Below are 16,334 nucleotides of genomic sequence, written 5' to 3' on the forward strand. Positions count from 1 at the left end.
GGTGCTGTGGGACACGAAGTTCAGCCCTTCGTTGCTGAGTCGATGTCGGTGGAGTTGAAACGGCTCTGGAAGAGGAGGTAGAGGGCCACCGCGGGAGCGGCAAGGACGCAGGCTCCGGCGAGGATGGCGCCGAAGGGATTGGCGGCGGCGGAGGCCACGGTGCTGATGTAGTTGGCCAGCGAGACGGCCAGCGGCTGCATGTCCTGGTCCTTGGTCACCAGGAAGGGCCAGAGGAACTCGTTCCAGGGCCCGGTGAAGCTGAGCAGCACGACCGACATCAGGGCCGGCTTGCACAGCGGCAGCGCGATGCGGAACAGGATCTGCAGCTCGCCCGCGCCGTCGATGCGGGCTGCCTCGAACATCGCGGCCGGCAGTTGCAGGAAGAACTGCCGGAAGATGAACACGGCGCTGGTGTTGATCGCGAACGGCAGGATCATACCGAGGTAGGAGTCCGCGAGACCGTAGTCGCGGACGATCAGCACGTACAGCGGGATCAGCAGCAGCTGGAACGGCACCACCTGGACCAGCAGGACCAGGGCGAACGTCGAGCCGCGGCCGCGGAAGTGCAGCCGGGCCAGCGCGTAGCCCGCGAGCAGCCCGAACACGGTGGTGCAGATGATCACGCCGCCGGTGAAGATGCCCGAGTTGACCAGCGAACGGCCCAGCGAGATCGCGGAGTCGATCGCCGCGTAGTTGTGCAGGCTCAGGTTGGAGGGGTCGGGGAACGCCCCGGAGGGGCTGGCGTCGGGCTCCTTCTGGAGGGAGCCGATGATCATGTAGTAGAAGGGGAAGAGGAAGGCGAACGCGCCGATCAGCAGGGCGATGCGGGAACCGATCGACCGGGTGCGGGGCCGCGCGGAGTGCTCGGTGATGCTGCGCTCGCCGGTGGGCGGGGCTGCGACGTCGGTGGTCATCTCAGGCCCTCTCCACGAGGCGTCGGTACACGAGCGAGACGGTGGTGATCAGTACGACGAGGATGACTCCGATCGCTGCCGCCTCGTCCGGATGGCCCTGCTGCAGGCCCCGCTGGTACATCAGCAGGACGGGTGAGGTCGTCGCACCGTCGGGACCGCCGCCGCTGGTGAGCAAATAGGGCTCGGTGAAGAGGTTGGCGCCGGTGATGGTGGCCAGGATCAGCACCAGGAGGGTGGCCGGGCGCACCGCGGGAACGGTGATCGAGCGGAAGATGCGCAGCCGTCCGGCGCCGTCGACGGCCGCCGACTCATACAGCTCCTGGGGCACGTTTTGCAGGGCCGACAGGTACAGCACGACGAAGAATCCCAGCTGCTTCCAGGCCACGAAGATGGCCACGACGGGCATGGCGAGGTGGGAGTTGACCAGCCAGGACGGGCTCGGCGCCAGGGGACCGAGGGCCTGGTTGACCAGGCCGTCGCTGTTGAACAGGAACAGCCACACACCGACGACCGCGACGCTGGCCGTGATGTAGGGGATGTAGTACGCCGTGCGGAAGAAGGACCGGAAGGGCAGCTTCTTGTTGAGGGCGTCGGCCAGGACCAGCGAACCGAGGGCGGTCAGCGGCACGTTGATGACCAGGAAGACGGCGATGTTGAGGAACGAGCGCCATACCTCGGGGTCGGTCAGCACCGCCGTGTAGTTGGCCAGGCCCACGAAGGGCCGGTCGACCTGGACTCCGGGTGCGGTGAAGAAGTAGTCGTGGAAGGACATCCACACCGCGAAGCCGAGGGGATACACGAAGATCGCGGCAAGGTAGATCAGGTACGGGGAGACGAACAGCATGCCGATGGGCTGATGGCCGCCCAGCCGCAGTCGCCGCCGCTGCGGGGGCGCGGGGGTCTTCGCCGTGGTGCCGGCCGCGGGCCGGCCCCGGCGTACGTCATACGTGTTGGAGGACATGACGGTCGCTCACTGGTCCTGCGCCAGCTTGTCCACCTGGGCCGCGGCGTCCTTGAGGGCCGCGGCGAGGTCACCCTTGCCGAAGATGACGGCCTTCGTGTACGCGTCGCGGAAGGTCTGCCAGACCTCGACGGAGTTCGGCACGTTGGGAGCCTCGATGGTGTGCTCCGCCTGCTGCGCGAAGATCTTGTACTCCGGGTGCGAGGCGAAGTAGGACGGGTAGGCGCTCGTCAGGCCGGCGCGCATGGGCATCTGCCCGGTCGCCTCCAGTAGCTTGCCGTCCTGGTCCTTGCTGGTGGCGAACTTCATGACGTCCCATGCGGTCCCGCGGTTCTTGCAGGAGCTGTACATGCCGATGGACTTCTCGTCGCTGAAGGTGCCCTTGCCGGTGGCGCCGTCCGAGGTGGGAACCGGTACGGCACCCCACTTGACCTTGTCGCCGTACACGGAGATCGCCCACGGGCCGACGGTGGCCATGGCCGCCTTGCCGTCGGCGAACGCGTCGCCGTTGTACTTCTCGTTCGGCGCCAGGTGCTCGGCGTACATGCTCTTCCACAGCTGGGCGGCCTTGAGACCGTCGGCCGAGGCGAACTGCGCCTTGCCGTCCTCGACCAGCTGCTTGCCGGTCTGCGCCGCGAACATCGGGTAGTAGTCGAACCAGGACTGGTAGAACTCCGAGGACGGGGCCGGCCAGATCGCGGCCTTGGCGGCCTTGGTCGCGACCAGCTTGCGCGAGGTGTCGAGGAAGTCCTGGTAGCTTGCGAGCTCGGGGCGCTCCGGGTCGAGGCCGGCCTTCTTGAAGAGCTCCTTGTTGTAGAAGATCATCACCGGGTTGCTCTTCCACGGCATCTGGTAGTACTTGCCGTCCGGCGACGCATACTGCGACAGCCGGTCGCCGACCCGCGTCTGCAGGTACTTCTTGCCGTCGGGGAAGTCGTCGAGCGGAACCAGACCGCCCTGCTTCTGGAACCCGGGCACGGCGGCCGGGGCGGTGTTGAGGATCAGGCAGGGCGCGTTGCCGGCGGTGATCGCCGCGCCGATGACCTCTTCGGAGCTCTTGCCCGCGGGGATCTCCTGGGCGGTGATCTTCTCCTCGGGGTGGGCGGCGTTCCACTGGCCCACCATCTTCTTGCCCCACGCGACTTCCTGCGCGTTGTTGGAGTACCAGATCGTGATCGGGCCGCGGGAGTCGTTGGAGGCGCCGGAGTCGGATCCGCCGCCGCACGCGCTGAGCGTCAGGGCGGCTACCGGCAGCAGGGCGAGGAGGGCCTTCTTCATTGGAGGTTCCGTTTCTTACGGGGGAATCGCTTGCGGTACGGCTCGGCCGGTGGAGCGTGTCCCCTCCCGTCCCGGGGAGGGGGCGCGGCGGCCTGCCGCGGGTCTCAGCGGACCGGCGCGGGGCCGGTGGAGGCGCGCACCACCAGGGCGGCGGGCTCGAGTTCCACGTCGGCGGTGGTTCCGGTCTCGATCAGTTCCACCAGGGCCTGGGCGGACGCCCGGCCCCAGGAGAGGGGGTTGGCGCGGCAGGTCGTCAGCGGGGGACTGGTGTAGGACGCGAGCGGCACGTCGTCGAAGCCGACCACCGACAGGTCCTCGGGCAGCCGCAGCCCGCAGGCCTGGGCGACCGCCATCCCGGCCGTGGCCGAGAGGTCGTTGCCGTAGACGATGGCGGTCGGCGGTGCCGGCCGGTCGAGCAGCATGCGGGTGGCCCGTGCGCCGCCCTCGGCGGTGAAGCCGCCCGGCAGTAACGTCCCCGCGGGCAGGCCGGCCTCGGCCAGGGCGTCGCTCCAGGCCTGGCGGCGGCGCCGGGCGTGCACGAACTCGTCGGGCCCGGCGACGTAGGCGATGTCGCGGTGTCCCAGGCCGGCGAGGTGGCGCACGGCTTCGCGGACGGCGGGACGGTCGTCGAGGTTGACCGTGGGCAGGCCGGTGGAGGCACCCGCTCCCACGGCGACGGCCGGCAGACCGAGCTCGGCGACGAGCGCCGGACGGCAGTCGTCGGTGCGCAGGTCGGTGAGGAGCACGCCGTCCACACGGTGGTCGGCGGCCAGCCTGCGGTAGGTGTCGACCTCGTTCTCGGGGCGGCTCATCTGCAGCATGAGACCGTCACCGGTCTCCGAGATGACTGTCTCGATGCCCGCCATGAAGGCGGGGAAGAACGGGTCGGTGCCGATGAGCTCGGCCTCGCGGGCCAGGACCAGGCCGACCGCGCGGACCCGGCCCGTGGACAGCGCCCGGGCGCTGGAGCTCGGAGTCCACCCCAGTTCCTCGGCCGCCGAGCGCACCCGCTGCTGGGTGTCCACGGCCACGCCGGGGCGGTTGTTCAGGACGAACGACACGGTCGCACGAGAGACCCCCGCCAGCTTCGCCACGTCGGCGATCGTGGGACGTCGGGCCATGTGCACACCGCTTTCTTCCGAACAGCCGGGCACGGACCCCTCCTCGGACGGGGCACCGCACGGGGCGTCGAGCCGGCGTTTAAACCGGTTTGAATGGACGCCCCGTAGCCTCCGCGCTCGAGTCGCGGAAAGTCAATACCCCGGAAGCAACTGCGCCGTTTGCGGCACTTTCGTCCAGTACAGCCGTTCTGTCCCATCCGGGTCCGGTCGGATCCGTAGTGGCGGGATCCGTAGCGGACGTACCTGTGCGGCGTCACGGTCAGCTGCATATCGTGCGCTTTCACAAACGCCGACAGGTCATAGTCAGGGGCTATGTCGGCCCTGTGACGGGCCCGCTGGAAGAGTTCTCTTGGGTATTTTCCGGGATTGCGGAAGGGGCTTTCCGGTCCGTCCGGTGGTGATTTTCCGGCAGCCGGTCGACTGGTGATTCATCCGCCGCAGGTGTCGCGGATCTTGCAGAACGCGTTGAGGTATTCCAAGTGATACGACGCACTGGCTATCCGTACGACCGCCTCGTCGAATGAAAGCACTGACGACCCCGTCAGGTTCGGGCTGCCGGTGAATGCGCGGGGCGGAATGTAACCGTCGTAGGGCGCGTCTGATCAGTATTTCCCTGTTGGGCGGCAGCACGTCGGTGCTGGACCAGTGGGGATGCGCCAGCGGCGGTACTAAGAGCTCGTAACACGATCACAGTGAGAAACGGTCTAGCCTTGCGGCGTGTCATCGCTTGCGATCACCGCTACCTTCCGCTCATCGGCGCCTGCTGCTGTCGTCTACGCCGCGCTCCTCGATGCGGAGTCCTGGCCGTCGTGGAGCTCCTACTACGAGGTCGAGTGGGACTGGCCCGCAGGGGTCGATCGACCGGTCCGCGCAGGTGACCGCCGCACCATTTGCACTCGCATTGGAGGGGTGCGCTGCCGCGAGCGCATCGTCGAGTTGGTCCCCGACCAGCGGTTCAGCTACGAACAGGCCGCGGGGCCGTTCGAGTCTCATCGGGGTTTTGTGGACCTGGCCCGAGTACCTCACGGCGGCACCGACATCACCTGGTCAGCGATCTACCGGCACCGCCTCCCCCTTCTGGACACGCTCAGAAGACGACGCCTGCAGGCTTTGGTCCACGATCTCGCTTCATACGCCGACTCATTCGTGAGCCGACACTCCTAGAAGCCGGCGCCAGGTTCACGACCCGGCCTTCTTGAGGCGCCGCCAACAGATCGGACTGCAGGCCAACGAGAGGAAGGCATTGTGGAGTTCTAGGCCGTGTATCGAAAGTGGATCTTGGGGTTGTGAATGATCACGGTTCATGGGGCGGGGAGGTCTCACAGACGAGCAGTGGGCGGTGCTCGGGCCGTTGTTGCCGAAGGGGACGAAGGCGGGGCGACCGCCTGTCTGGCCTCGGCGGCAGCTGATCGACGGCATACGGTTCCGGGTCCGGACCGGTGTTCCATGGCGGGACATCCCTGTCGAATACGGGCCCTGGAACCGGGTCTACGACCTCTTCCGTCGATGGCAGCGGAACGGCACCTGGCTCCGCATCCTCACCCGCCTCCGGTCCCTGACTGATGCGAAACCGCGGTCACGTGGGACCTCAGCGTTGACTCCACGGTCTGCCGCGCCCACCAGCATGCGGCCGGGGCTCGCAAGCAGGGTGATCTACAGAAGGAACCGCCGGGTGGCGTGTTCACCGAGCCTCGTGATCATGGGCTGGGAAGATCACGTGGCGGGTTCACCACCAAACTGCACCTGGCCGTCGAACAGGGTCAGAAGCCCATGGCGCTCGTGGTGACGGCAGGACAGCGTGGAGACCCACCGCAGTTCGAACCGGTGCTGAAGAAGGTTCGCGTGCCCCGCCTCGGGCCGGGCCAGCCCCGCGTTCGTCCCGATCGGGTGCGGGCCGACAAGGCGTACGCCTCCCGCAGGAACCGCGCCTACCTGCGCCGCCGCGGGATCCGCTGCACCATCCCGGATAAGGCCGACCGGGCCCGCAACCGCCAGAAGCTCGGCTCCCGTGGTGGCCGGCCGCCCCGCTTCGACCCGGTCGACTACCGACAGCGCCGTGCGGTCGAGTGTGGGATCAACCGCCTCAAGAGACACCGTGCTGTCGCACGCGATACGACAAACTCGCCGTCCGCTACGAGGCGACCGTGCTGGTCGCGGTCATCAGCGAGTGGCTATGACCTTGGGCCGTCACGTGGTGGGATCCACGTTCCATGCCGCGGGCAGATCGCTGCCGCAGAAGACGCAGACGAAATCGTCCTCACGGACGATGTTGCGCTCCTGGCAGTCGGGGCATCGCCGGAACACCACCTCGTGGGTGAAGCCAGGTGGCCGCCGGAGCTGTGCAGCGTCCAGGGCGCGGGCGACTTCCGCCCAGGAGGTGACATCTGGGCAGTAGCCGGTGGACTGGTTGCTGACTTCGCTCACGGTCCACCGGTCTGCCTCGCGCATGAAGCTGATCTCACCAGCGCTCAGGACCATGTCTCCGCAGGCACAGGCCACGTGCTCGCTCCGGCGCGGCGCCAGCCGAAGCACACCGTCCACGCCGACCACGAAGGTGAACGGTTCGGCCAGCTCCACCGCCGATTGCTCCACGATCCAGTCGTCGAAGTCAGCCGTCGAGCCGATACGACGGCCGCCGTCACCAGGCCGGACCGCGGCCTTCAGCTCGACCGGTCCGACATATCGATAACTCCGTCCCCGCCCAGTCACGTCAGCCAACCTAGAGCACTTCCGACACACGCCCTAGACGCCGTTCCCATAGGACGGCGAGGCGGTTCAAGTGTGGGGCAGGGCGAAGGTCTGCTCGACGACGTAGCGGAGCTTGCCCAGGCCCTTGATGTCCGGGGCACCCTTGCGGGAGATCACCGCCAGGATCCGTCGCCTGCGCAGTTCACGACGGACAGCCAGGGAGTCGTACGCCTTGTCTCCGAGGGAGTGGCGTCGGGCCGTCGGCGAGATGCGTGGCGGGGCCCGCGATGCTGCCGCCGGCCTGTCCGGATTCGGGTGACTCATGGCCGGACCGAGGGAGCGCCGGACGCCGGGTGGTTGGCAGTGTGGAAGACGGATGCACCATCCATTCGCAACACACCGATATCCGAGGGAGCAGAGGTCATGAGCGAGATCATCGCGGGGGTAGAAATTCCTGAAACGGCGGCAGTCGCCGAGGCCACCCGTGTCATGCAGGAGATGACAAGCCCTCTCATCTACCACCACTCCAGGCGCGTTTTCGTCTTCGGCGCCGTTCATGCTCAGAGGCTTGGCCTGGACCCTGACCCGGAGCTTCTCTACTTGTCCGCCATGTTCCACGACACGGGCCTGTCGACGCCGTTCTCCGGGGCAGAGCAGCGCTTCGAGGTCGATGGAGCGGACCACGCACGCAGGTTCATGCTCGACCGTGGTTTCCCGGCCACGGCCGCCGACGTGGTGTGGACGGCGATCGCGCTGCACACGACCCCGGGAATTCCCAACCGGATGGGCCCGGAGATCGCCATCACGTACTTCGGTGTTCTGACCGACGTGCTCGGCTTCGGTCTGGACGAGCTGGACCGCAGCCAGGTGGACGAGATAACCGCCACCCATCCGCGGGGCGACTTCAAGAACGAGTTCCTGCAGGCCTACGTCGACGGGCTCAAGCACCGCCCCGAGACCACGAACGGAACCGTGAATGCCGATGTGCTGGAGCACTTCATTCCCGGCTTCCGCCGGACCACCACGGTGCAGCGCATGCTGGGCGCTCCCTGGCCGAGCTGATCAGGACGCCAGACGAGGCAACGTGATGAAACGTGTGAGTCGCTCTCACGGCGGGCGTTCGTCTCGGCCAAGGTGCGGCCTTCGCCGTGCTGTTCGGTGCCACCGTGGTGATGATGGCCACGGCAAGCGCACCGTCACCGATCTACCCGCTGTACCGGGAGCGATGGGGCCTGTCGGTCACGATGCTGACGGTGGTCTTCGCGGTGTATGTCGTCGGTCTGCTCGGCGCGTTGCTGACGGTCGGTTCGCTGAGCGACCACTTGGGGCGCCGCCCTGTGCTGGTCGCCGCCCTTCTGGTGGCGGCGGCCGGCACGGCGATCTTCTGGACGGCCGACGGTATCGTCTCCCTTCTGATCGCCTGGGTGGTGCAGGGCATCGCCACGGGGACGGCCACGGGTGCTCTTGCCGCCGGACTGGTCGACCTCTCACCTGCGACGTCCGCAGGTGGGGCCGACGATGACGGCGGTGGGCACGAGTATCGGCATGGCCACCGGTGCCGGAGTCGTGGGGTTGCTGGTGCAGTCGACTTCACGTCCCGACGCGTATGTCTTTCCGGTCCTTACGCTGACCTTCGCCGTTCTGGCCGCGGTCGTCCTCAGGATCCCCGAGCCCCCCGCCCGTCATGCGTTTCGGCCGACGTAGTTGCGACCAAGGGTCCGGGTTCCTGGGGAGGTCCGGCCGGCGTTCCTCGCCTCGGTTCCCGCCCTTGTCGCGGGGTGGGCCGTCACGGGTCTGTTCCTTTCGCTCACTCCCTCCCTGGTCAGCAACGTCCTGCATGTGCGGTTCGGCGCTGCGGGCGGGCTCAGCATCGCGGCGCTGTTTCTGGCCAACAGCGTGGGCGCCTTTCACTCCGTTCGGCAGACGGCACAGCACGCCACGTTGCTAGGGGTGGTTCTCCTGAGTCTGGGTGCGTTCGGACTGGCGGTGGCCATCGCTGTCGCGTCGGCGGCCGCATACGTGGGCGGATCAGTCGTCGCAGGGCTGGGCGTCGGCCTGACGTTCAATGGGAGCCTTCGCGCCATCAGCGCGGTCACCATCGCGAAGTCGCGCGCGGAGGTCTTCTCGGCCATCTACGTCATCAGTTGTGCGGCGTTGAGTCTTCCGTCCCTGGCGGCCGGGGTCGCGGCGCCCTCATGGGGACTGGATACCACGGGCTACCTGTACAGCGGCTTCGTCGGAGCGCTGTCTTTGGGTGCGGCCCTCCACGCCGGACGATCGCGTGCTCACCGGCCGGCGGGAGACCCGATGCGGACGGCCGGGGACGGCGAGCCTCACAGCGAACTGACTCGCTGCTGAGCCCCGGCGAGTCGGTTCCGGGGTGCCCCGGTGAGAGTGCCCCCACTAGGGAACACCGCCGTACGCCGACACCAGCCCCGGAGGAACTCGACCCACGACTTACCGACCGCCGCGTCATGGCGGACTTCCCGAGCTCGGCTCTACGCCGGCTCCGTAGGCTGGAGGAGGTTGCGATCCGTATGGGTGACGGGTATGAGCCCGAACGGTCTGGTGAGGAGGACCTGCTCGGAGCCGAGTGGGAGAGGCATCGGCCCGCGGTTTTCGGTGTGGCCTACCGGCTGCTGGGGAGTGTGGCCGATGCCGAGGACGTGACCCAGGACGTGTGGCTGCGGGCGGCCGGAGCGGATCTGCAGGTCGTCGGTGATCTGCGGGCCTGGCTGGTGACTGTGGCGGCGCGTCGGTCGTACGACATCCTCAAGAGTGCCCGTTTCCGCCGGGAGACGTATGTCGGGCCGTGGCTGCCGGAGCCGTTGCTGACGGGCCCGGACGCGTCGCAGCCGGTACTGGTCGACGAGTTGGTCAGTTCGGCGATGCTCCTGGTCATGGAAGAGCTGAGCCCGCCGGAGCGGGTGTCCTTCGTCCTGCACGACGTCTTCGGTCTCGAGTTCGGCCGGATCGCCGAAGTGCTCGATGTCTCCGTGCCGGGGGCCCGTCAGCTCGCCTCGCGGGCACGACGCAGGGTGGCCAAGGCGAAGCAGTCCACGCCCCAGGCGTCGAAGGCCGAGCGGGAACGGGTCCTTACGGTCTTCCGCGCCGCCTACGAGGCCGGGGACCTGGCCGGCCTTGTCAGGCTCCTGCACCCGGACGCGGTCTACGTCACCGACGGCGGCGGCAAGGTCTTGGCGGCACGCAAGCTCATTCACGGCGGCGGGCGCGTCGCCGAGGTCATGGTGCGTACGGCGCGCCGGTGGCGCCCCGACCGCATCGACTTCGCGGAGGTCGGCGGCGAGCTGGCCCTCGTCTTCCACCGGCAAGGCCGCGTCTACTCCGTCGACACGGTACAGATCACAAACGGTCTGATCACCGCGTACCGCAGAGTCATCAACCCCGACAAACTCGCGCGCGTCTGAGCTGTCACACGCGCAGGGGCTATCTCGTCTCCCTGCTGAGAACGCATCACGGGCGACGAAGGAATACGCGTGAGCAGGTGACAGCGATCATGCAGAACGACATACATCCACCAGCAGCCGCCATGAGCCCTGCGCGCGAGTGCGCTCGCCATCGCCTCTCACAGTAAGGGTCAGCGTGCAAGCCATCACTGTGCGAGACCGTGACGCCGGTCTTGCCGGTATGTCCCTGACGGACATGCCCTACCCCCATGCGGCGGAGAACGACGTCATCGTGCGGGTGCACGCCGCCAGCTTCACCTGTGGCGAACTGGACCGGCCCACAACGTGGACCGATCGCGCCGGCCGCGACCGGACACCGAGTGTGCCCGGGCGCGATATGTCCGGTGTCGTCGCGCAGCGGGGGTACGGCACCACCGGCCTGAGCGTCGGACGGAGCGTGTTCGGCCTGGCTTACTGGACCCGCAACGGCACCAGCGCTGAGTACGTCGCGGTGGAGGCCCGCAACCTCACCCCGCTACCGGCGGACATCGACCACACCGTGGCCGCCGCGCTGCCCATCTCCGGACCGACCGCGTGGCAGGGCCTGTTCGACCACGGCCACCTCACCACAGGCCAGACCGGGCTCATCCACGGTGCCGCGGGCGGCGTCGGTTCGATTGGCGTGCAGCTCGCCCGCGAGGCCGGCGCCCGCGTCACCGGAACCGGTCAGGCCGCCGACCGGGACAGGGCACTCACCCTCGGAGCAGGCACCTTCATCGACCTGCAGGCCGAGAAGCTGGAGCACGCGGGCGAGGTCGACGTCGTGTTCGACGTGATCGGCGGTGACATCCTCGATCGCTCGGCCACCCAGGTCCCCGAGTCGGCGGCACGCTGGTCAGCATCGTCATGCCGCCCAAGGTCCAGCCCAAGGACGGCCGGGCGTCTTTTTCGTCGTCGAAGCCGACCGCGTACGGCTCGCCGAGCTCGCCACGCGCCTGAGGGACGGGCGGCTCCAGCCGTTCGTAGGGGCTGTGCGGCCCACTCGCCGAGGCACCCACCGCGTTCGCCCCCGTCAAGGCGATCATCCGCATCACGGAAGGCTGAATCGAGAGACCCTGTGACAAGAATGCGAACCGCCGCCGGCCTACTGGCTGCTGCCACACTGACAGGGGCCACGGCCTGCTCGGCCTCCGACGAGCCCGCCCACGCCGGCGCCCCGGCGACGGTCGCCGCATCGAGGCGCTCCGTCGAAACCTTCACACCACTGCTGCAACAGGCGCTTGTGAATGTGAAGGACAAGACCTTCACCTCAGCGATCGTCGCCTTCCCACCCGGCGCAAGCGCGCTGCCGCACCGGCACGGCCGGGCGTTCGTCTACGCCTACGTCCTCGAAGGCACCGTACACAGCAAGCTCAGCGACAAGCCGGTGACCACCTACCACCACGGCGAGAACTGGGTCGAGCAGCCGGGCGCCCACCACGTCCTCACCGAGAACGCCAGCCGGACCAAGCCGGCAAAGCTCCTGGTCGTCTTCGTCTCCGACACCGAGGCCAAGCTCAAGGTCGAAGACCCGAAGTCGTAACCCCCGGGGCATGCAGCGGGGCGGCAACACCCTTCACGAACTCCGCCCCCGCCCGAGCACGCCCACATCCACCACCAAGACGCGCCCGACCTGCGTGGCGCGCACCGCACGAAGGAAGCAAAAGGAACCATGACCGACACCCAGCGCGTCAACATCGGCAAGCAGCACCCTGCCGCCTACAAGACCCTCATCGCCCTGTCGGTGGAGGTCGAGAAGGCCACCGCCGCAGCGGGCCTCGACCCCCTACTGGTCGAACTGCTGAGGATCCGCAGCTCCCAGATCAACGGCTGCGCGTTCTGCCTGCGCATGCACACGCAGGACGCCCTTAAGAAGGGCGAGAACCCCGACCGGATCGCAGTGCTTCCCGCATGGGCAGAGACCGGCTACTTCTCCGACACCGACCGCGCTGCCCTGCGCCTCACCGAGGCGATCACACGCGTGCCGGACGGACACGTCAGTGATGAGGACTTCAACGCCGCCGCGGACGTACTCACCGTAGACCAGATCTCGGCAGTCGCCTGGCTGGCAACCGTGATGAACGCCTTCAACCGCGTCGCCATCACCAGCCGCTACCCGGTGGGCATCTGATCTCGACCGAGGGACCGGCGATCACGGGGGTTGGCGAACTCCAGGCAAAATGCCCCGCACCGAGCCTTCTGCAACACTTTTCAGGAACTGCAGACCCGTAAGCGCTCGCGAGCCTCTACCGTGGTCGCAAGTGGGCACCAGCGTGCCGTCGACGATGAGCACGTTGCTGGCGCTGAAGCGCTACCGCTGCTTCAGCGCCAGCAACGGCCCGATGTGATCGATGATCCGGTCGGCGGCTGACTTGGAGATGCCGAACAGCGGGGCGGCTGGCGCAAAGTCAAGTTGATTCGCCAGTATGCGACGACGAGGAGCACGCGGTCTTGCAATGGCAGTGCCCATGGACGCCCTCGGCGAGTCCCGACGGCCCCATCCCGGCGCAGCATAGTCATCAGCTTGCGGAAATCGCGCGGGCGCGCCGGGTGAACGGTGCTATCCAGGATGCTTCCGTTGCCGTGATCACTCAGTCACGGCGAGATCTCCTCAGGGCGGATCACGCCCCCCGACTTTTCATCCGGCCAGTGCGGCGCTCACCCGGGCCAAGCGGTCGGTCGGCAGAGCGAAGTCATTGGCGGGGTTGCGGAACGAGTACCTGCCGTCGTTGATCCGCGTGCCATCCTCGGCCGCTGCCCAGCGCACCGGACCGTTTAGTCCTTGAACTTCCAGCATGGCTGTTGCGAGCGGCCCGGCGGCGTGCGCTCCGAGGCGGGCGCGCAACGCCGCGGCCCGGCGGTCGACGGCCTCCTGCGGTGGGGAGTCATCTCCGAAGGCAGGCAGCAAGAGCAACAGGCGGGCGTGGGGGTCTGTAGTGGTGCCGCCGGGCAGGCCGTTGTCCGCAGCGGCATGCGCGTTGTCGAGGACGACGCGGGTGACGTCGATGAGGCCGGCGTCGTCGAGCCGGTGCAGCACCGCTTCGTGCAGTCGGCCCCAGACACCGGCCCTCGACCAGATCAGGAACCGGCGGTGAGCCGTCGACTTCGACATACCGAAGCACGGCGGGAGTTGGCGCCAGGCGCAGCCGCTGACCAGGACGTAAATGATGGCAGCGAACAGTGTCTCATCAGGCGTGTCCTGCGTTCGCCGCCTTGCGGCCAACCGCACCTTCGGCGGCGGGATGAGCGGCTTCGCGATCTCCCACAGCCCGTCCGGAACAATCCAACTCCACGTAGCCCGCCCCCATGCCGGGGGTCAACGTCCGCCTCACCACGTAGGACACGTCCTAAGGACTGGTCGGCGGGGCGACCACCAACTCGGTGTCTGGGTCATGGTCGATCTGCGGGGGGCCGGCGACGATCATGGTGGCTCGGGCCCACGGCTGTTCTCGCAGCATGAATGGCAGTTCTTCCAGCAGCCAGTTCGTCACGTGCTCCAGCTGCTCGGGGGAGTCACCGTCGCGGACGATCAGCAAGCGCTCTTGCTCATCGAGGTCACCCTGCATCCACACCGAGGCGTCCAACCATGGGGCTAGCTCTTCGCGGATGATGCCGGTCCCCTCGACCCAGATGAAGTCGGCGCCGGCGGGGATGGTGATCGATCCGGGCCGGTTGTGGGAGATCCAGGCATCAGGGCGGAAATTCACCGCCTCACCCCGGTGCAGGGGCTGGAGGATGTTCTCGACGAGCACGGCACCCCAGTCGAAGTAGGAGTGGTTCCAGGCGACGTCGTCGGTGTGCACGATGGCGGAGTTGGGCGCCACCTTGCGTAGCCGCTCGGCCAGGGTCGTCTTGCCTGCGCCGCCCCGGCCGTCGATCGCGATCACCCGCGGACGTCCGGTGACGTCGGGTGATGCATCGCGCAGTTGCCGGAGGGTGGCGTGTACGGTCACCACCCGCCAGTCAACGGCCTCGATCTCGCCTGGATGTAGATGCATCTGTCGTCTGTCTCCGGAGGTGAGGACGCGGGTCCGGCCTGCCCGGACGATCCACCGGTCGGTTACCGCGTGACGTGACTTCTCACTGACATTGATCATGCAGGTGTGCCTGGGCGACTCCCGAATCTGGCTCACCGACCGGAGGACCACGTGAGCTGACCCCGGCAGGTCCTCCGGCCGTCGCCGATGGGTGTCCGCCCGCACGGCGGGCACCCCTCAGCATCGCACTCAACGGAAGGCCCGTTGTCGGGCCCGGTCCGCACCCCTGGCTGAGGTACCTGACAGGAGGGCAGCGTGGTCCGCAGCGGCCATGAGGTGGGGCCCGCCAGGAATTCCAACCCCTCAGCTGCGCTGCCGGCGTCCGTTCCACCGGATCCGAACGGTGCACGTGCCGAAGGCCATCAGGCTCCGCCGGGCTGGGGCGTCGCCGCGCGCAACTGCCGTCGGCCCTTGACGATGAGGTCGAAGACGGCCTCCCGCGGACAGAGGTCGTTGCGGTAGCGGGGCGGGATCACCCAGTAGGTGCCAGGCGGCGCGGTCCGGTGGCGGGCGGGCACACCGAGATGGCTACCGGTGGTCAGCAGAGGGGCGTCGTCAGCCCCCCCACCAACTGGTACCGCGGCCGAAAGCGACGAGGGCGTAGTAGACGGGCCCGGCGCTGAGGTGATCATGGATCACCGGCCCGAAACGGCTGATGCTCCAGCTCGCCCACCAGGCCGCCCAGATCCTCCGGCAGGCACCCGTCCAGACCGGGCTGGAGAACGCGGACTACATGTATTGATCACGAGCGTTGTTAACGCCGCCCGGGCTTGAGGGACTTGGTTCCATGACCCACCCGGAAGCGGCCACAGACGCGGCCCCGAGCCGCAACCAGCGGGCCGCCCTGGGAGGATCGCAGCACCCTCGTCTGGATTGCCGCGGATCAGCGGCGTCGCGAGCGGATGCGGGTGACGTCGGAGCGCCGGTGTCAGGCCGCTGGGCGGTCCGCCACGGAGCGGGCCGCTTGTTCGATGAGGCGCTGCAGGTACAACCCGCGTGTCGCGTCGAGCGCGGTGGCTCGGCCGGTGCGCACGGCGGTGGCGAAGGCGCGGCGCAGGATCGGCCAGCACTCCTCGTGGTCGATGTCGGCCGTGTCGTAGGACAAGGGCTGTTGAGGGCCGAAGAGGTCGATGCGGGTGAGTGCGCGGGGTACGGCGACGGCGCCGGACAGGGACGCCTGGCTGACCGCGCCACTTTCGTGTTCGCACGTCAGCTCGATCCAGCGGCGCGAGTCGCCACTGCTGCGGATGGCCTTGATGGGGCCGACGGCGGTGTCGAGCAGGTCGAGGAGGTGCGGGCCCAGATCGAGCAGCGCACCATGTTCCAGTCGCCAGCCGGTGGCGAACTCCCCGCCCAGGAAGGCGCCGTGAAGGTAGCAGGACCGGGCGCCGGTGATCTCCCGGGCGCGGGCGGCCTCAAGGAACGAATCGGTGGCGGGGTGGTAGCGCTTGGTCAGCACGAGTTGGGAGACGACGCCGGCGGCTCGGACCGCGTCGGCGACGCGTTCGGCGGAGGCGAGGTCGGGACCGAGGGGCTTCTCCAGGAGCAGGGCCTTTCCCCTGCGGGCCGCCTGGGGGGCCAGTTCGGCCTGGACGGCGGGCGGTACGGCGAAGGCGACCGCCTCGCAGCGGTCGAGGAGTTCGTCGAAGGAGGCGGCGACGTGGGCGCCGTAGGGCGCCGCGGTCTCGTGCGCGGCCGCGGGGCGACGGGCCCATACGGCGGTCAGGCGGGTCTCGGGCCCGGCTGCGAGCATGCGGGCGTGCATGGCGCGCGCCCATGGTCCCGCGCCGACGAGGCCGACCTCGACGGGCGGGTGGGTGAAGGGGCCGGAAGGGGTGGTCACGGCGGTGGTCCTGTCTGTGCTCGGGCCCGCGGTCAGGCACGGCCCG

Annotated in this window: 13 protein-coding genes and 6 pseudogenes; 9 read left to right on the forward strand and 10 right to left on the reverse strand. The window is 68.2% G+C overall.

Annotated features, from left to right (window positions below):
• Window positions 1–20: 20 nt before the first annotated feature.
• The 4 genes from KBY32_RS12455 to KBY32_RS12470 all read right to left on the reverse strand — a co-directional run bounded on the left by KBY32_RS12455 (window position 21) and on the right by KBY32_RS12470 (window position 4,274).
• A complete protein-coding gene (locus KBY32_RS12455; RefSeq protein ID WP_210979989.1) occupies window positions 21–914 on the reverse strand; it encodes a carbohydrate ABC transporter permease in 894 nt (297 codons plus the stop codon).
• Between the two features lies 1 nt (window position 915).
• The gene (locus KBY32_RS12460) at window positions 916–1,875 is read right to left on the reverse strand and encodes a carbohydrate ABC transporter permease (RefSeq protein ID WP_210979990.1); all 960 of its coding nucleotides are present in this window, start codon (window positions 1,873–1,875) and stop codon (window positions 916–918) included.
• Window positions 1,876–1,884: 9 nt separating this feature from the next.
• Window positions 1,885–3,153 carry an extracellular solute-binding protein gene (locus tag KBY32_RS12465; protein WP_210979991.1) on the reverse strand — a complete coding sequence of 423 codons (1,269 nt, stop codon included), beginning with the start codon at window positions 3,151–3,153 and terminating at the stop codon, window positions 1,885–1,887.
• 104 nt (window positions 3,154–3,257) lie between these two features.
• Window positions 3,258–4,274, reverse strand: a complete 1,017-nt coding sequence (locus KBY32_RS12470; protein WP_210979992.1) for a LacI family DNA-binding transcriptional regulator — start codon at window positions 4,272–4,274, stop codon at window positions 3,258–3,260.
• Window positions 4,275–4,991: 717 nt separating this feature from the next.
• Between KBY32_RS12470 and KBY32_RS12475 the strand changes: the two genes are divergently transcribed.
• Together KBY32_RS12475 and KBY32_RS12480 are read left to right on the forward strand one after the other, a co-directional pair.
• Entirely contained in the window at window positions 4,992–5,438 is a 447-nt protein-coding gene (locus KBY32_RS12475; protein ID WP_210979993.1) for an SRPBCC family protein, read from the forward strand.
• Window positions 5,439–5,577: 139 nt separating this feature from the next.
• Window positions 5,578–6,451 (forward strand): annotated as a pseudogene (locus KBY32_RS12480) (IS5 family transposase).
• A gap of 10 nt (window positions 6,452–6,461) precedes the next feature.
• Here KBY32_RS12480 and KBY32_RS12485 read toward each other — a convergent pair.
• Window positions 6,462–6,983, reverse strand: a complete 522-nt coding sequence (locus tag KBY32_RS12485; RefSeq protein ID WP_210979994.1) for a hypothetical protein — start codon at window positions 6,981–6,983, stop codon at window positions 6,462–6,464.
• Window positions 6,984–7,385: 402 nt separating this feature from the next.
• Here KBY32_RS12485 and KBY32_RS12490 point away from each other — a divergent pair, with 402 nt between their 5' ends.
• The 7 genes and pseudogenes from KBY32_RS12490 to KBY32_RS12510 all read left to right on the forward strand — a co-directional run bounded on the left by KBY32_RS12490 (window position 7,386) and on the right by KBY32_RS12510 (window position 12,539).
• Complete coding sequence (locus KBY32_RS12490) at window positions 7,386–8,024, forward strand: HD domain-containing protein (protein WP_210979995.1); 639 nt, start codon at window positions 7,386–7,388, stop codon at window positions 8,022–8,024.
• Window positions 8,025–8,110: 86 nt separating this feature from the next.
• Window positions 8,111–8,455: pseudogene (locus tag KBY32_RS35945) on the forward strand (MFS transporter); the annotation flags it as partial.
• A gap of 346 nt (window positions 8,456–8,801) precedes the next feature.
• Window positions 8,802–9,320: a hypothetical protein gene (locus tag KBY32_RS35320; protein WP_247689339.1), complete on the forward strand. Its 519-nt coding sequence runs from the start codon at window positions 8,802–8,804 to the stop codon at window positions 9,318–9,320.
• Between the two features lie 179 nt (window positions 9,321–9,499).
• Window positions 9,500–10,390: an RNA polymerase sigma factor SigJ gene (gene sigJ, locus KBY32_RS35325; protein WP_247689340.1), complete on the forward strand. Its 891-nt coding sequence runs from the start codon at window positions 9,500–9,502 to the stop codon at window positions 10,388–10,390.
• 175 nt (window positions 10,391–10,565) lie between these two features.
• Window positions 10,566–11,473, forward strand: a pseudogene (locus KBY32_RS12500) (NADP-dependent oxidoreductase).
• A 223-nt stretch (window positions 11,474–11,696) separates the two neighbouring features.
• Window positions 11,697–11,951 (forward strand): annotated as a pseudogene (locus tag KBY32_RS35950) (cupin domain-containing protein); the annotation flags it as partial.
• 129 nt (window positions 11,952–12,080) lie between these two features.
• A complete protein-coding gene (locus tag KBY32_RS12510; RefSeq protein ID WP_210979998.1) occupies window positions 12,081–12,539 on the forward strand; it encodes a carboxymuconolactone decarboxylase family protein in 459 nt (152 codons plus the stop codon).
• A gap of 102 nt (window positions 12,540–12,641) precedes the next feature.
• Here the strand turns inward: KBY32_RS12510 and KBY32_RS12515 are convergent.
• The 5 genes and pseudogenes from KBY32_RS12515 to KBY32_RS12535 form a co-directional block, all read right to left on the reverse strand.
• Window positions 12,642–12,999: pseudogene (locus tag KBY32_RS12515) on the reverse strand (transposase family protein); the annotation flags it as partial.
• 362 nt (window positions 13,000–13,361) lie between these two features.
• A pseudogene (locus tag KBY32_RS12520) lies at window positions 13,362–13,691 on the reverse strand (transposase); the annotation flags it as partial.
• A gap of 64 nt (window positions 13,692–13,755) precedes the next feature.
• Window positions 13,756–14,505, reverse strand: a complete 750-nt coding sequence (locus KBY32_RS12525; protein WP_247689341.1) for a uridine kinase — start codon at window positions 14,503–14,505, stop codon at window positions 13,756–13,758.
• Between the two features lie 302 nt (window positions 14,506–14,807).
• On the reverse strand, window positions 14,808–14,963 hold the full coding sequence (locus tag KBY32_RS12530; RefSeq protein WP_210979999.1) for a hypothetical protein: 156 nt from the start codon (window positions 14,961–14,963) through the stop codon (window positions 14,808–14,810).
• Between the two features lie 410 nt (window positions 14,964–15,373).
• Window positions 15,374–16,288, reverse strand: a complete 915-nt coding sequence (locus KBY32_RS12535) for a Gfo/Idh/MocA family protein (RefSeq protein WP_210980000.1) — start codon at window positions 16,286–16,288, stop codon at window positions 15,374–15,376.
• Window positions 16,289–16,334 lie beyond the last annotated feature (46 nt).

Origin of the sequence: Streptomyces sp. RK62, from assembly GCF_018070255.1 — a bacterium.
Classification (GTDB): domain Bacteria; phylum Actinomycetota; class Actinomycetes; order Streptomycetales; family Streptomycetaceae; genus Streptomyces; species Streptomyces nigra.

Excerpts from the sequence above, each read along its gene's own strand:
- KBY32_RS12455 (WP_210979989.1), bottom strand. The coding sequence starts at position 914 with ATGACCACCGACGTCGCAGCCCCGCCCACCGGCGAGCGCAGCATCACC.
- KBY32_RS12460 (WP_210979990.1), bottom strand. The coding sequence starts at position 1,875 with ATGTCCTCCAACACGTATGACGTACGCCGGGGCCGGCCCGCGGCCGGC.
- KBY32_RS12465 (WP_210979991.1), bottom strand. The coding sequence starts at position 3,153 with ATGAAGAAGGCCCTCCTCGCCCTGCTGCCGGTAGCCGCCCTGACGCTC.
- KBY32_RS12470 (WP_210979992.1), bottom strand. The coding sequence starts at position 4,274 with ATGGCCCGACGTCCCACGATCGCCGACGTGGCGAAGCTGGCGGGGGTC.
- KBY32_RS12490 (WP_210979995.1), top strand. The coding sequence starts at position 7,386 with ATGAGCGAGATCATCGCGGGGGTAGAAATTCCTGAAACGGCGGCAGTC.
- sigJ (WP_247689340.1), top strand. The coding sequence starts at position 9,500 with ATGGGTGACGGGTATGAGCCCGAACGGTCTGGTGAGGAGGACCTGCTC.
- KBY32_RS12510 (WP_210979998.1), top strand. The coding sequence starts at position 12,081 with ATGACCGACACCCAGCGCGTCAACATCGGCAAGCAGCACCCTGCCGCC.
- KBY32_RS12525 (WP_247689341.1), bottom strand. The coding sequence starts at position 14,505 with ATGATCAATGTCAGTGAGAAGTCACGTCACGCGGTAACCGACCGGTGG.